13 protein-coding genes are annotated in these 16070 nt (G+C 49.0%); 2 read left to right on the plus strand and 11 right to left on the minus strand.

Annotation, left to right across the window (positions count from 1 at the left end; translation table 11 throughout):
• The first annotated feature begins 144 nt into the window (after window positions 1–144).
• A complete protein-coding gene (locus IC617_RS16255; RefSeq protein ID WP_191146044.1) occupies window positions 145–834 on the plus strand; it encodes a 2'-5' RNA ligase family protein in 690 nt (229 codons plus the stop codon).
• Here the strand turns inward: IC617_RS16255 and IC617_RS16260 are convergent.
• From IC617_RS16260 to IC617_RS16295, 8 genes are all read right to left on the minus strand, one after another.
• Window positions 811–3954 (minus strand): efflux RND transporter permease subunit, encoded by a 3144-nt coding sequence (locus IC617_RS16260; protein WP_191146045.1) that lies wholly within the window; start codon window positions 3952–3954, stop codon window positions 811–813. The two genes, IC617_RS16255 and IC617_RS16260, sit on opposite strands and share 24 nt — an antisense overlap.
• Window positions 3951–5816 (minus strand): efflux RND transporter periplasmic adaptor subunit, encoded by a 1866-nt coding sequence (locus tag IC617_RS16265; protein WP_191146046.1) that lies wholly within the window; start codon window positions 5814–5816, stop codon window positions 3951–3953. The genes IC617_RS16260 and IC617_RS16265 overlap by 4 nt, the downstream gene beginning before the upstream one ends.
• A 64-nt stretch (window positions 5817–5880) precedes the next feature.
• The gene (locus tag IC617_RS16270; protein ID WP_191146047.1) at window positions 5881–6324 is read right to left on the minus strand and encodes a hypothetical protein; all 444 of its coding nucleotides are present in this window, start codon (window positions 6322–6324) and stop codon (window positions 5881–5883) included.
• 150 nt (window positions 6325–6474) lie between these two features.
• Entirely contained in the window at window positions 6475–6888 is a 414-nt protein-coding gene (locus IC617_RS16275) for a phosphate ABC transporter substrate-binding protein (RefSeq protein WP_191146048.1), read from the minus strand.
• Between the two features lie 10 nt (window positions 6889–6898).
• Window positions 6899–8110 carry a porin gene (locus tag IC617_RS16280; protein WP_191146049.1) on the minus strand — a complete coding sequence of 404 codons (1212 nt, stop codon included), beginning with the start codon at window positions 8108–8110 and terminating at the stop codon, window positions 6899–6901.
• Between the two features lie 61 nt (window positions 8111–8171).
• The gene (locus IC617_RS16285) at window positions 8172–9710 is read right to left on the minus strand and encodes a methyl-accepting chemotaxis protein (RefSeq protein WP_191146050.1); all 1539 of its coding nucleotides are present in this window, start codon (window positions 9708–9710) and stop codon (window positions 8172–8174) included.
• 517 nt (window positions 9711–10227) lie between these two features.
• A complete protein-coding gene (locus IC617_RS16290; RefSeq protein WP_191146051.1) occupies window positions 10228–11034 on the minus strand; it encodes an alpha/beta hydrolase in 807 nt (268 codons plus the stop codon).
• 2 nt (window positions 11035–11036) lie between these two features.
• A complete protein-coding gene (locus tag IC617_RS16295) occupies window positions 11037–12155 on the minus strand; it encodes a Zn-dependent alcohol dehydrogenase (protein ID WP_191146052.1) in 1119 nt (372 codons plus the stop codon).
• Between the two features lie 92 nt (window positions 12156–12247).
• Between IC617_RS16295 and IC617_RS16300 the strand changes: the two genes are divergently transcribed.
• Window positions 12248–13126 (plus strand): helix-turn-helix transcriptional regulator, encoded by an 879-nt coding sequence (locus IC617_RS16300; RefSeq protein WP_224746082.1) that lies wholly within the window; start codon window positions 12248–12250, stop codon window positions 13124–13126.
• 16 nt (window positions 13127–13142) lie between these two features.
• Here the strand turns inward: IC617_RS16300 and IC617_RS16305 are convergent, their stop codons facing one another.
• From IC617_RS16305 to IC617_RS16315, 3 genes are read right to left on the minus strand one after another with little or no spacing between them, the layout of a single operon-like run.
• Entirely contained in the window at window positions 13143–14396 is a 1254-nt protein-coding gene (locus tag IC617_RS16305; RefSeq protein ID WP_191146053.1) for an NAD(P)/FAD-dependent oxidoreductase, read from the minus strand.
• A 45-nt stretch (window positions 14397–14441) separates the two neighbouring features.
• Window positions 14442–14750 carry a 2Fe-2S iron-sulfur cluster-binding protein gene (locus IC617_RS16310; RefSeq protein ID WP_191146054.1) on the minus strand — a complete coding sequence of 103 codons (309 nt, stop codon included), beginning with the start codon at window positions 14748–14750 and terminating at the stop codon, window positions 14442–14444.
• Window positions 14751–14786: 36 nt separating this feature from the next.
• On the minus strand, window positions 14787–15944 hold the full coding sequence (locus IC617_RS16315) for a cytochrome P450 (RefSeq protein ID WP_191146055.1): 1158 nt from the start codon (window positions 15942–15944) through the stop codon (window positions 14787–14789).
• Window positions 15945–16070: the final 126 nt, after the last annotated feature.

Here is a 16070-nt window from a genome sequence, read left to right on the forward strand (position 1 = left end):
GCGATTGTGGCAAGGATGGTTCAAACTACAAACCATCCTTGAAGGCTATGAGCTAGCCAAGTCTCTTGAGCTCTGAGATGTGATCAAGAGACAGGCTTTTACAGCGGGCTTTCGTCGTTCTGGGCGACTCAAATTAGGTGTTCGGTGATTCAAACTATTTATGATGGTATGTGGCGTGAGTTTTGTGTGGCGCTACAACATCAGCAATGCCATATCGACTCGAATATACATAACCCCGCCGATACCCGTCGAGGCATTACTGCACTGGCCTACATTACCGCCAACAGCCGCGCGGTGAGCGATGAAATTACGGCACTACTTGAGCAATTAAAACGCATTGAACCAAGTCAGTACTACTATCCAGCCAATGAACTGCACTTAACCCTGTTATCCATTATCTCTTGCATCGATGGATTTAAGCTATCAGACATCGAGCCTGCGGCCTATGCTGCAGGCTTTAGCGATGCATTGGCGCAATGCGAACCGATTGATATTGAATTTCGCGGCGTCACCGCTTCACCGGCCTGCATTCTGATTCAAGGCTTTCCAATTGGTGATGGTTTAGCGGCGCTGCGGGAGCAACTGCGGCGCAATTTCAAATCGTCTGCACTTCGCTCCAATATTGATAGCCGCTACAAACTGATGACTGCTCACACAACCGCGGTCCGCTTCTGCACACCTTTGCAGAATGCGACGCGGTTGCTGGATTGCTGCGAGCAGTTTCGAAATCATCATTTCGGCACGGCGAGGCTGAGCAATTTTGAGCTGGTTTTTAATGACTGGTATCAGCGTTGGTCGGTCACTCAATCATTAGCCAAGCTTACCCTTGGTTAATCTGGCAACGCGATAGCGGCACACTAGATAGTACGCAGCTGGGATCACCAGTAGCGTTAACACCAGCGAACTTACCATACCACCAACCATGGGGGCAGCGATCCGTTGCATCACTTCAGACCCTGTGCCAGTAGCGAACATGATCGGCAGCAAGCCGATAATAATTGTTGATGCCGTCATCAATTTCGGCCTTAACCGGAGGACAGCACCGGCTAACATGGCGCCACGTAAACCTTCGGTCGTCAACGCCAACTGTTTGTGCTGACAGTCAGTCAACCAATCCTCATAAGCATGCTTGAGATACAGCATCATCAACACACTGGTTTCAACGGCCACACCCGCCAAGGCGATAAAGCCAACGGCAACCGCCACTGAAAAATTGAGGTTGAGCCAGTAGAGCAGGCCGATACCGCCGATAAGTGATAGCGGCAGGGTCATTAGCACGATTAGCACATCACTGATTCGGCGGTGATTGAGGTACAGTAGCAACACGATAAGTGCCAATGTTAGTGGGACCACATAGGCCAGCTTTTGTTGGGCGCGTTGCATGTATTCATATTGACCCGACCAAGTGAGCGAATAACCCGGCGGCAGAGTGAGCTGTTGCTCAATCACTTGCTGGGCATTGGCAACGTAGCTACCAATATCAATTCCAGTGACATCTAGATAAGTCCAGCCGTTGATCCGAGCGTTTTCGCTCTTAATCATTGGGGCGCCATCTTCGAGTCTAACCGTCGCCACATCACCAAGAGCAATACGTTGACCGGCTGGTGTCACGATTGGCAGCTCAGCAAGTGTTTCTGGCGAATCGCGATATGACTGCGGGTAACGAATGTTAATCGGGTAGCGCTCTAAACCTTCGATCGTTTCAGCAATGGTGACACCGCCGACTGCTGCCGTCACCACCTGCTGAATATTGGCGATGTTTAAGCCATATCGAGCGGCTTTCGCTCGGTTGATATCGAGGGTGATATAGCGCCCGCCAGCGACTCGCTCGGAATAGACCGAAGCGGTGCCGGGCAGGGGGCCTAACAATGTTTCGAGTTGTTGGCCGATCTCTTGGATCACCGCGATATCGGCGCCGGCGACTTTGATCCCGACCGGCGTCTTGATACCGGTTGCCAACATATCAATGCGAGTTTTAATCGGCATTACCCAAGCGTTGGTTAGCCCCGGAAAATCGACCAGTTGATCCAATTCTTGTTGCAGCGATTCGGTCGTCACGCCAGGCCGCCATTGAGATCGAGGTTTGAGCTGAATAAAGGTCTCAATCATCGTCATTGGCGCCGGATCAGTGGCTGTGTCAGCTCGGCCAACCTTGCCAAACACATTGGCTACTTCCGGTACCGTGCGAATTAACTTATCGGTTTGTTGTAGCAATTCTCGGGCTTTGCCAATGGAGATGCCGGCATAGGTGGTCGGCATATACATTAAGTCGCCTTCATCAAGAGGCGGCATAAATTCAGAGCCAATTTTGTTGACCGGCCAAAAACCAATCACGGTAATGATAACGGCGATGAGCAACGTACTTTTGGGGTAGCTGAGTACCGCTTTGAGTAGTGGCGTGTAGCCTGCCATTAACAGCCTGTTTAATGGGTTTCGTGACTCGGCAACAATTTTGCCTCGAACAAAATAGCCCATCAGCACAGGCACCAAAGTAATGGCGAGTATCGCCGCTGCTGCCATGGCGTAGGTTTTGGTGTACGCCAGCGGTGAAAATAACCGACCTTCTTGCGCTTCTAGGGTAAATACAGGCAAAAAGCTGACGGTAATAATCAGTAGCGAGAAAAACAATGAAGGGCCGACTTCAATGGCTGACTGTGTCACCAACTGCCAATGATTACGGGCTTTTTCACCGTCTCGTTCAATGTGCTTGTGCATGTTTTCAACCATGACAATGGCACCATCGACCATCGCGCCAATCGCAATTGCGATGCCTCCGAGAGACATGATGTTGGCGTTCAGTCCCTGCCATTTCATGACAATAAATGCCGCCAAAATTGCGACTGGAATGGTCAGTACCGCCACCAAAGAAGAGCGCACATGAATTAAAAACAGTAAACAAATAATGGCGACCGCGATGAACTCTTCGGTAAGTTTGTGCCACAGGTTGTTCACGGCTCGCTCGATCAAACCGGAACGATCATAAACAGGGACGATTTCAACGCCATCGGGCAAGCTCGGTTTGAGTTGTTCGAGGCGCTCCTCAATGGCCTTAATCGTTGCTTGGGCGTTTTCGCCAAAGCGCATGACGATAATGCCGCCAACGGTTTCACCCTCACCATTGAGTTCAGCAACACCACGGCGCATTTGTGGGCCGAGCTTGATGTCAGCAATGTCCTTGAGTAACAGCGGGGTACCATGATTATTGACGCCAAGGGGAATATGGCTGAGATCGTCAATCGACTGGATATAGCCAGTTGCTCGCACCATGTATTCGGCTTCGGCCATTTCAATGACTGACGCCCCCACTTCTTGGTTTCCTTGCTCAATCGCGGTTTGGATCAGGCTCAATGGCAGGCCAAATGCACGCAATTTTTCGGGATCCACATGCACCTGATACTGTTTCACCATGCCACCAACGGTTGCCACTTCTGACACACCAGAAACCGCTTGCAGTTCGTATTTCAAAAACCAGTCTTGTAATGAGCGCAGTTGCGCCAAATCATGCTGGCCGCTGCGATCTACTAATGCGTAGATATAAACCCAGCCGACTCCGGTGGCATCAGGGCCAAGCTCCGGTGTGGCCGCTTGCGGTAACCGAGGGCTGATCTGACTGAGGTATTCCAACACGCGGCTACGCGCCCAGTATAAATCGGTGTCGTCGTCGAATATGACATAGACGTATGAGTCACCGAAAAATGAAAAACCGCGGACCGTTTGTGCTCCAGGCACCGATAGCATGGCCGTGGTCAGCGGGTAGGTGACTTGCTCTTCTACTACTTTGGGGGCTTGTCCTGGGTAGCTGGTTTTGATGATCACCTGGACATCCGATAAGTCTGGAATGGCATCGATGGGCGTTTGTTTTAACGACCAGATACCGGCGCCGATGAGCACTAGAGTCAGCAACAGCACGGTAACTCGATTGCTGATGGACCAACGAATGATGGCTGCGATCATTTTTGGTCTCCATGATGCTGACTATGGTCCATGTTTTTATGCTGACTATGGTCCATGTTTTTGTGCTGGCTATGGTCCATGTTTTTGTGCTGGCTATGGTCCATGTTTTTGTGCTGGCTATGGTCCATGTTTTTGTGCTGGCTATGGTCCATGTTTTTGTGCTGGCTATGGTCCATGTTTTTATGCTGGCTATGGTCCATGTTTTTATGCTGGCTATGGTCCATGTTTTTATGCTGGCTATGGTCCATGTTTTTGTGCTGGCTATGGTCCATGTTTTTGTGCTGACTATGGTCCATGTTTTTGTGCTGGCTATGGTCCATGTTTTTGTGCTGGCTATGGTCCATGTTTTTGTGCTGGCTATGGTCCATGTTTTTATGCTGGCTATGGTCCATGTTTTTATGCTGGCTATGGTCCATCCCCATGACGTGGATCGCTGTGATACTAAAGCCTTGCTCTATTTCGGTCATTTCGAAATGCATGCGAACGCCGGGCTTCAATTGCGATAAATCAACAGCTTCAGCAACCACAAAATCCATCACCATCGCAGGCATCTGCCATGCTTCAACAGCCTGATGATCGACGGTTGCAGTGCGCCGGCTGCGATCGACTGACGTTACCACGCCTTCGGCCCAAGCACTGACAGGCTTCGCTTCCTGATAAATCGACATACGGCTGAAGTCTGAGCTGATGCTTGATTCAGAATCCAGTAAAAACTGTGCTGAGGTAACAATTTGGTCGCCCGCTTCAACACCACCAATGATTTCAGCCTGATGCTGATTCACTCTGCCTAAATCAACCGCTACCGATTTAAACTTGCCATCACCGAGCGCTAGTACCAGTCGATCTTGATGGCCGGTGCGGATCACCGCTTCAGTTGGCACCACTAACTGCTCTCCGGTCGATTGAGTGTGGATACTGATTTGCGCAAACATGTTGGGCTTAAGCGTTTCGTCGGGGTTGGCAAAGCGCAAACGAACTTGAGCGGTACGATTGGTCGGCTCTAATGCCGGATAAATGTAATCAACCACGCCTTGCCAATTACGGCCAGGCAAATAGTCAAGTGTCATGGTTACCGGATCACCAATCTTCACCAAATTGGCTTGGCGCTCGAATACCTCGGCGGTTACCCAGACTTCATTTAATGGTCCTAACGATAAAATGGTATCGCCGGGCTGAACGAAGTAACCCTCTGAGACTTCGAGCATTTCAACGATGCCGGTTTGTGGCGCATAGATGGTAACAGTTTGTGATGCTTTGCCAGTTTTAATGACTTGATTAATTTGCCGCTCAGGTACGTGCAAAGCACGCAGGCGCTCTTTGGCCGCTTCGATCAGGGCAGGATCGACTTTGTCTAACGTCAGCAGTAGCTCTTTTTGAGCATTCACTAGCTCAGGTGAATACAGTGAAAACAACGGTGTGCCTTTTTCCACACGTTCGCCGGCAACTTTAATATTGAGCGTTTCTAACCAGCCCTCGACACGAGGGTGGATGTGGATCAGGGTGTCCTGATTAAAGCCGACATAGCCTACGGTGGTGATGGTGTCCGACAACCGCTTTCGCTCAACAGTGGCGGTGCGGACAGCTAGGTTATTTTCAACTTCGGGAGAAATCTTGATGGTGCCAGGGCTATCCGCCTGATCACCTTGTTCGGCGTAAACTGGGACTAAGTCCATTCCCATTGGCGACTTTCCGGGACCATCTCGGCGATAGTTAGGATCCATTGGTGCCACCCAATAGAGGGGCTGGTCTTGTTCTGATGATTGTGCTGGTTCAGCAGTATTTGCTTGCAATAAGTGGTAGCCGAGCACGCCAACGGCAATGCCAAATCCGGCTGAAAGAAACATCGAAACGATTCGATTCATTGTTAAAACCTCATAATTAAAAACACGTAACGACTCCCCATTGGAGTAAATGCAACGCGAGGTTCTAATTCAGTAATCGTTGAGTGGTAATAAACAGCGGCGGATAGCCGGAATTGGGTGGTTCGGTTTCGGGTTTGCCGCGGTAAAAACTGAGCATAGCGTTCATCACTAACATCAGTGATTGCGATGACCATAGCGCCAATGCAGCAAGCATCAGGCTGATAAAGGCGGCTCCGTGGCTGGTCAGCAATTTGGTCATTGGCTGATCGGCTTTATCAGCGCAGTGAGCTGGATCTTGCGCCATGGCTGTCGAATGATGGGGGGCTGACGATTGGTGGAAGGTTGATTCGGCGGCTTGTTGATGGTGCAAATGGTGCTGCGGCGATACTTGGACCTCAGCTTTTACTTGGTTGGATTGAGTGCAAACAAATCCCAAACACACCACGAACCACAGCAATAAAATCACCGCGGTTGGTTTCTGGTATTTGTGGATTAATGTTGGCGTCAAAGTTTAAGGCACCTGAATCAAAGACAAACTTAGGTTCGACTATAGTGTGCGCTATTTATCGCTGAGTAGCGAACAGAAAATGTAAAAAATTATGGTAAGTCAAAGAACAAGCAGCGATGACTAAGACAAGCCACCACTGCTAGCGATTACTTAAGGTTTGAGTAGCACCACAACGCTGCCGTCGACATCGGCTTCGTCGATGTAGCCCACTGCACCTGGGGTTGCTGCGACTGCAGCTTTCATGGCAACAGCTGAACTGTGCTCAGAAGGAGCTGATGCTTTACCGGTGAATACCAGTCGAGACCAGTATGACTTGAGCTGGGCATCACTCTTGCCCGTCACTTTCTGGTGAAACTCGGTCCGCAATGGGTTGCCTGCAGCAAGCTCATTGACGGTGACTGACATGCCGCCTGGTAACTTTTTCGATTTTGCCAGATAAATGGCTTCCGCTTGATCTTTACTCAACTGGTCGGCTGTTGCTGGGTTACCAATCATAACCACCGCAGCAGAGCTGACCTGGGTAATAACAGCTAAGGAGGCTGCCAACAAAATACGTTTAATCATCACTCTCTCCTTAGAAAATTACGTCGAATACAACAGAGTAAATGGCTGCATCGTCAAATTGTTGGTCCACGTACGGGATCGGGTTGCCGCCAATACTTGTGATACTGACATTGTCGCTAAATCCAGCCGCAGTGCTACCAAAGTCGTCAAGTAAAGTGGCATCAAACTTCAATGCCATCGCTGGAGCGAAATCCCAGCGTAAACCAAGTGAGTATGCGGTGCGCTCAGAATCGAGCGGATTGCGCAGGCCTAATTCTGGTGGGTATGCGCGTTTATTGTCGTCCTGTGTTTCCGAATTGGCATACATTACGTATGGGGTAAATACATCGTAACGATAGGCGAGTGACACGTAGTAAGAGTCGTAATCAGGGAATGCGCCATCAACTTCAGCACGAGTCCATTCGCCCATGAACAGCCAGTCGCCATTATCCCAGCTGGCACCAAAACCAAGGAAGTCGCCATCGTTATCATCCAACATTGGATCGTCGGATTCTAGGCTGGTGGTAGCGATCGATGTGCGGAAGCCAAAATTGCCGTAAGACAGCTCAACGGCCGTACCCATGATCTCTGTCATTTCTGTATCGCTACTAACATCAGATTGACCAACAAAGGGTTGCAGGGTGAGGGTAGCGCTGCCGATATCGAATGAGGTTCTTAGGTCAAAACCTTCGTAAGTCGAGCTAGGTACGTAGTTGTACACCTCGACTGAGGGGCGGGCAAATGGGTAGGCGTAGCCCACTTCTAAATAGTCGGACAGCATGAAGATCGGTAGGCGCAGTCGGCCACCGCGAACCATTACATCATTATCAAAGGTGTAGGAAATATAAGCCCACTCAACTTCTGGATCCCAGCTATCAACGCCGCGGCCGACCAGCTGGACGACAGCTTGGGCTTGGTCGTTAATATCAAAAGACATTTGCAGGGCGACCATGCTATCTGGTGCAAAGTCAATTTTGTCATCTTCGAAACCGCCATAGCCATCGGTGTCGTAACTGACCGTATATTCTAAATCTTCTGTTGCGATACCGAAGCCAACCGAGGCAAAGCCATTAATGGTGAAACGGTCAAGCAGATCACTGGAATTTTGTTGTGCTTGAAGAACTGCGACTTGTTGTTCGAGTTGTTTAATGCGCTCTTGATCCGATGCCTCGGCTGCCACTGCAGGCAAAGAGCAGCATGCTAAAGATGCAAGAGTTGCCGTCATCAGCTTATTAGTTGTCATAGTTTCGTTCTCTAGTGGTGTGTTTAACAGGCCCCATTAGCCAGTGGGGCCTAAGTTCGGACTAAACCTTAAATTGGCCAGTCACGGAAGTGAGTTTTTGCGTCACCGAGCGAATTGCTTGGCTGATTTGATCCAGCTCTGATGTACTTGTCGTCGCCTGATGAGCCATTTGTTGAATTTCGTCAACTAAATCCTGAATTTGTTGTGATGTCTGGTGTTGTTCACCTGTGGCCGTCGCGATCTGGTCATTCACTACGGTAATGGCCGCGACTTTTTCGGTGATAGTTGCCAGCGATTGACCGGCCGAAGAAGATTGTTGAACACTGCTGGTGGCCATTGAATTGCCGCGATCCATGGCTTGTACCGCTGATTTCGCTGTGGTTTGTAATTCTTCCAGTACCGATTGAATTTCGTGTGTTGATTCTTGAGTGCGCGAGGCGAGGGTACGGACTTCATCGGCAACCACTGCGAAGCCGCGGCCTTGTTCGCCAGCTCGAGCAGCCTCAATGGCGGCGTTCAATGCCAATAGGTTGGTTTGATCGGCAATGCCGCGAATGGCCTCAAGAATGTCACCGACATTGTTGGTGTAACCCTCTAAGTCGGCAATGACCCGAGCAGTTGACTGCATCTCAGTGGCAAGCAAATTAATCGATTCAATGGTGGAGTTGACCACGGCACTGCCTGATACCGCCTCTTGGTCGGCTTTGGAAGCTGCTTCAGATGCGTCTGAAGCGTAATCTGCAATGTGTTTTACCGAGCCAAAGAGCTCATTTAACGCGTGAGTGGTTTGGGTTATTGCTTGTCCTTGCGAGCCAATTTGTTCGTTTGTTTCGGTGCTGGCTTGGGCCAATTGATCGGCGACGCGGCTCAGCTCGTCAATAGTGCTGAGCGCTTCACTTAAGCTCTGCTGCATTTTATCGAGGAACAAATTAAAGAAGTGCACCAGTTTCGCCATCTCATCACGACCGACATATTCCAGTCTTACGGTCATGTCACCGTCACCCTCCGCAATGTCGCGCAGTGAGCGGGTCAATTGTTTTAGGTTGGTCGATATCTTGGCGCTAATCACCAAGGTAATGGCAACAATTACCAAAATGGCGATGATGCCGGTGATCAAGGTCGTTTGCAGACTGGTCTCGCCGCGCTCATTGAGTTCTTCGATTAACGCATCGAATTTAGCTTGGCTTTGTTGCTGGAAATTTTCCAACAAGCCCTGCAGCTCATTTAACTTATTGGCGGTTTCTGCGGCTTTCGCGCCAATGGTTGCAAAGTCTGCCGTGCCGTCAATCATCGAGGCTGCGATGGCTCGCGATTGCTGGTAGTAGTCTTTGGCTTGTTGTTCTATTTGCGATACTTCATTCGCCCTGTAGGTGACGAGTTGTTTTTGGCTGGCGAACGATTTTAGCAAGGCATCAAATTGTTCATCTGTCACCTGTAGCGATTCTTCATCGCCGATGGTGACCGCGGTGTTAAGCCCTTCAGCAATCCGTTCGAGCTGTACATTGTTAAATGTAGCGCGCTCTAAAACGGGGTAATAAATGGTGCTGACTTCGTGAAGAATTTGATTGGAACGGTTAGCCGCCGAAGCACTAACAAACATTAAAATTAGGAATCCGATTAATGCGAAGATACTAATCAGAAAGATTTTATTTCGAACAGAGAGATAGTTCAGAAACGTCATCAAGGGCTCCGGTCACCAGCAATCCTTGCTAAATATTTGTTAAAGGTATGATGTTTAACGCGGATTCTAGCATGTAGTATTCATTACCCCTAGTTAAATCTACGTTAACGCACTGTTATCGTTAGCTTATAGCGTAGAACTGATTTTTCATTTATGGAAATAAAGTTATCGGCGGTATTCAATAGTTAGACATGTAGCAACTTTCACTCTCGGCTTATTTACTTTTAGTTGAGAATAGTTGCTAAAAAGATGACGTTTGGTGCGCTTTGTTAGACTAATTGTTTGACGACTAATATTAATTATTAATGGTGGAATGTAGTTATTTTGTGGCTTTTATGTGAGCTTCTCTTTTGGTCTGACCAGATAAAAATGCCTTATCGCTTTCAACATGGAATCAATGGGGAATAACGAATAAGGCAAAAGGTTGGGGTAACTATTATTTGCTTTGGTTTTGTTCGAGTTGGTTGAAGAAACGCAGTGTTGTAGCGATATGGCGATTCCAATAAGGCCATTCATGGCCGCCGGAATAAACACTAAATTCGTGCTCAATATTGAGTTCAGATAAGTGTTTCGATAGTTCCATGTTACTGGCGAATAGTGAATCTTCCTCACCACAATCCATTCGCAGCGGCGCAACCTTGGCTCGATTGCGGCTAAACCAATGCAGCAAGTCGGCTTCATTGGCATCTGCGCATTGGTAATCACTCACCGGATACTCAACAAACTGTTGCAAATCGGCCAGTGACGTCACCGATGAGTGCGCTGACAAGCCAGCGAATCGCTCAGGGTATTTAGCACCGAGCCGCAAGGTGCCGTAGCCCCCCATAGATAATCCGGTCAGATAAACGCGGCTGTTGGTGGTCACGCACTGGCAATGCTCAACGGCCGTATCAATCACGTCATCAACAATCCAGCGCTCAAAATTACCTTGTGGCAGAGGTAGATAGGCTGAGCCTTCCCAAAGGCCGCCGTCAGAGGGCATCACCAACACAAAATCACCCAAGCCTTGTGCTTTAAGCTGTTGATAGACTTGATGAACGCCGCCTAAGCGCATCCACACCCAATGTGAACCATAAACGCCATGCAGCAGCACAACGATAGGTACGTCGGTTTTGCCGCTTGCCACCGAGTTGTAAATACTGATGTCGCAGCGGCCTTGAATGTGGCTGCTGTTGACTGTGATGGTCGAGACATTGGCTTCGCTATATGCCGTATCCGACACTTCGAGTCGCTGGATCGCCATAGCTAGTCCTGCCCTTGATCGAATACCACAACACCCTTGGCTATCCGTCCGTTCAGCATGTCATCAAAGGCTTGCTCCATTTGCTCAAGGGTGTAGGTTTTGGTCACCAGTTCATCGAGCTTCATTTGTTTGTTGTCATAAAGGCTCAGAATGCGGCTGAAATCGCGCTCTGGATTGCACATGCCATACAGTGGGTTGATGTACACCTTGTCCCATTCGAATAGCTCGCAGTCAAAGTCAATGCGCTGTTCAATGCCACTGACTTGTACTGCCGTACCGGCGCTACGAATGAGAGTTAATGGTGCCGAGCCAAGTGCAGGGATGGCGGTGCACTCAAAGGCATAGTCAGCGCCGCGATTGTCGGTAAGAGCTTGTACTTGTTGTTTGACATCGATGAAATCCAAATCGCCTTTGTCGGTAATGACACCGTGAGTTGCACCAAACTCTTTCGCTTGTGTGAGCCGCTCCTCATTAATGTCGATGGCAATAATTTTGGCTGCACCGGATTGTTTGGCCGCTTGGATCACGTTTAGGCCTACGCCGCCACAACCGATTACGCACACGCTACTGCCCACTTTGACATTCGCTGCATTGACCACAGAGCCCCATCCTGTCATCACCCCACAACCGATAATTGAGGCTGATTCAAACGGAATGTCGCTGTCAATTTTCACCACGGCTTGAGTTTTTACCACGGCATATTCGCTCATGGTGCCCAGGTGAAATGAGCGCTCAATCGGACTGTCGTGGTGATGGCTACTGTCAAGGTGAGCATGGCCCTTTAAGTCACAGCCGCACACCGGCGAGTTGTTTTCGCAAATGTGCAGATTGCCTTCGCGACATTGAAAACATTCGCCACAGGGAATCGCCCAGTTGAGAATAACCTTGTCGCCAACGGCAAGCTCGGTGACATCTGGGCCGATCGCATCAATGATGCCGGCACCTTCATGGCCAACAATAAACTCTTTATCCCAGTTTTGAATACTGTCCCAATCGGTGTGGCAGATGCCGGCTGCCATGATTTTGATTCGGACTTCACCGGCTGCCGGTTCGCCTACGGTGATTTGTGAGACTTTGTAGTCGCCTCGGCCATTCGAAATAAGCGCTTTTACTTGTTTCATGTTTCTCTCGTTGGTTGGTCAGAGGTATTGTTATTCAGCCGTTGCATTTTCATTTGCAGGTCATTTACCCTGTCAATGTTGTTGGCCATTTAATGTTTCGGGTGTTTATGAAAGACGTCTATTGCGAACCTTTTTGTATTGAAAAAGGTCACCAATTTGAAATTCATCACGTCAGTTATAAAGCCCATGATCCGTATTCCTGTTATTTCCATTTTCATGAAGTTCACGAATTTATTCTGTTTGACGATATCGATGGTGATTATTTTTATAGTCAGGGCCGTTCAAAGTTGGCCAATGACGATATCGTTTTTACGCCGGCATTAGAAAATCATGATTTTGAAGTCTCCAATGCCGCAAAGTCTTGGTATATCTTGCAAGTTGAACCTGGCTATTTTCAGGCTAATGGCCTTGACCAATGGCAACTGCTATTTAAGCAAGGCGTTCATTTACGGTTACCACAACAACACATTGCTGAGGTCAAGCAGCTGGCTCGTTGGCTGCTTGAAAGCTATCAGCAAGATCCGTTAAGCGAAAAAAGCACGACATTGCTCAAGCTGTTGATCATCTGGATCGCTGAACATGGCCAACCGGTAAAGCGCGATGTGATTGCGCCGATGCACCACATTGCCGGATTCGATAAACTCAAGCCGGTGATGCTGAAATTTCAGCAAGACAGTGCAACCTATTTGTCAATGACCGAAGCCGCTGCAATGTGCCACTTATCGGCTTCTCACTTTTCTCGTTTATTTAAAAAAATATATCGTCTTAGTTTTTCCGAATATTTACTGCGTTATAAGTTGTATAAAGCAGCACGATTATTAAGTTCTGGTCACCAGTCCATTGGTGATATTAGTGATGCACTTAACTTTTCAAGCACTTCACATTTCATTGCCCAATTTAAAAAACAGTTTTCAGTGACGCCGCTGCAATATCAGAAAAAAATTCAGATGCGTTTATCCGACTCCAAATAAACGCCAACAAAAAGCACTAGCTGGTCAAATTTGCCAGATTCAGTTCGACACTGGCATCGACAATATTGGCCTTGTTCAGTGCCTGCTGAGTTTTGATGAGCTTGGTACCTAGCACATAAGCTTTGGCATGGTTGACGGCATCGACTGCAACGAGTTGGTCTTGTTTGAAGTACCAGACTGAGAACTTGTTGGGCTCCGGCTCTTGTCGTTTGATGGCTTCGTCGTGGTCATCCGATAAGCCAACCATTTGTAACTTGACGTCATATTGATCGGACCAAAACCAAGGGATTGCATCGTAAACCTTGGCTTTGCCACACAGGTGAGCGGCAGCGACTTTGGCCTGATCGACTGCGTTTTGAACCGACTCTAAGCGAATCTTCCGGTCATAATGGGGGTTGTGATGGTAGCTGCAGTCACCAATGGCATAAATCTCAGGATTGCTGGTTTGGCCGTACTGATTCACTTCAATGCCGTTATTGAGCTGGATCCCAGCTTGCTCTGCTAAGACTGTATTGACCCGCACGCCAACGCCAATGATGATTAAATCAGCAGCTATTTCACTTCGATCCGAGCAGCGAACAATATCGCCATGGGGGCCAGGCTGAATGGCCTCAACCTGTTTATCGGTGGCGATGTTAACCCCGTGTTGCTGATGCAACTCAGTGAAAAATTCTGACATCTGGGCTGTGGTGACGCGGGCCAGAATGCGGCTTTCGCGCTCAATTACCGTGACATCTGCCGCCATTTTTCGAAGCGATGCCGCTGTTTCCAAGCCGATGTAGCCGCCACCAATGACCGCAACACGGCAACGGTTTTGCGCTGCCAACTGGTTGTAGGCGTCGCGAATACGATTGACGTCTTCGGCGTTGCGCAGAGTAAAGACGTGCTTCGCAGAATTGAGTCCGCTGATTGGTGGCACAAAAGCGCGGGCTCCGGTCGCCAAAATTAACTTGTCGTACCCGAGTTGTTCACCGCCGCTTAGCGATAACTGTTTGGTTGTCGCATCAAGCCGCTCAACGACAACGCCTAACTTGAGCTCAATGTTGTGTTGCTGATAACTGACGGCGGGTTTGAGCAAGTGGCTGCTGATGTCATCATCCGACGTCAAGTAGGCTTTTGACAGAGGCGGCCTGTGATAGGGCAGGTTGCTGTCGCCATCAATGAGGACGATTGGTCCGCTCCAGCCTTCTTTACGCAGAGCGAAGGCGGCATTGACGCCGGCATGACTAGCACCAATGATGACGCAGGTTTGGTTTAGATCATCAGACATAACAAGATTCTTCGTTGAGACGGTTGTTGTTTTTTGTTGTCGGGATTAACCGGCAACGGTAAGGGTGACGCCGTCGAGTTGCTCGCTGATCTCGATTTGGCAACACAGACGGCTGTACTCGTTTGCATTGTCATCAAGCTCAAGCATGTCCTGCTCAATTTCGCTGGCGGCACCTACTTTGGCGACGTCTTCGGGAGCTACATGAACGTGGCAGGTGGCACATGAGCAAACACCGCCGCAGTCACCATCAATACCGGCGATATTGTTGCTGACCGCCAATTCCATTACCGAGCCTTGCTCAGCTTCTAAGGTCACCGATTCGTTGTCTGGGGTAATAAACGTAATTTTTGCCATGATCGTTATCGCTCTATGTTGATTAATTGGATGGGTCTAGTTGCCAGTGAAAGTGACATTGAGGCTGTGGAAGCCGACTTTGCGCTGGAATTGCTGCCAATCCTCGATGTTTTCTTGACAGTCGTGGATGTCAATTCGGGCGACTTTCGCGGCCAACTGAGTCAGTAAGATCTGCAGAATCTGGCGAGCGTGGGTCGCGCCCAAGCAGTTGTGGTGGCTAAAACCGAATGCCACATGAGGATTGACCTTGCGATCCAGTTTGACCTCGTTGGGTGAGTCAAACACGGTCTCGTCTCGGTTGGCCGAGGCCCAACATAAGGAAATGCGGCTGTCGGCTTTGGCTGCGTGTTGACACACTTGCGAGTCTTCGGTCACCACGCGGCCCATATGGGTGAGCGGCGAAAAATAGCGCACTAATTCTTCTACCGCTTTGCCGGTATTTTCTGGGTGTTGCTGGATGTAGCGAAGCGATTCTGGATGCTCAGCAAAATAAGCGATGGTATTGGTGACCGCATTGATCACCGTATCGCGACCGCCGGCGAAGGTTAAAATCATCACTCCTTTGACTTCTTCTTTGGTCAACTTGCGACCTTGAAAATCACTATTAAGCAGCACGGAATATAAATCGTCTGTTGGATTTGCCGCTGCTCGCTCGATTTGTTGATCAATGTAGTCGTACAAGATGTTGGCTTTAGAAGCATCTAAGGCACTGTCTTCGCTGCGAAATACATGGGTGCCCCAACTAATCCAGGTGTCAGATTCGGCAAATGGCGTATTCAATAGCAGGGTTAGCGCTCGCGACTGCAGGCATAAGGCAAACTCTTCGACCACTTCAACCCGATCTTGCTGGATGACATCATCAATAAGTGAGCCGATGATGTCGCTGAGCTGGGCTTGGTACGCTGGCTCCAATGGCCGTTTAAACCAAGGCTCGACGACGGCGCGGTAATCGCCATGGTCAGGTGGGTCGACCTCAAACGGAATTTGTCGGGTATCGCGAATGTTCACTTCGGAAGGGACAACAATTCGACCCGCTTCGGCGCCAGATTGAAATTTTTGCCATTGATGGGCACACTTGCGGACGTTCTTTAAACCCAGCACCATAGTGACTGGATCGTTTTGGTCATCGATGGTGCTGACGCCATCGGTCTGGCGGGCTTGCTCAAAAGGATCTGGAAATTCGCTGCGGTTCATCGTGCCCCTCGTTATTTTTATTTCTTGATCTACATCATTTAAATGTCATTTTATTGGCGAATTTTTCACTAAAATAGGCTTTTTTCGGCCAAAAATATCATCTATATGCTCTATCTGGCCTTAGTG

Source organism: Neiella litorisoli, from assembly GCF_014773395.1.
Taxonomy (GTDB): Bacteria; Pseudomonadota; Gammaproteobacteria; order Enterobacterales; family Neiellaceae; genus Neiella; species Neiella litorisoli.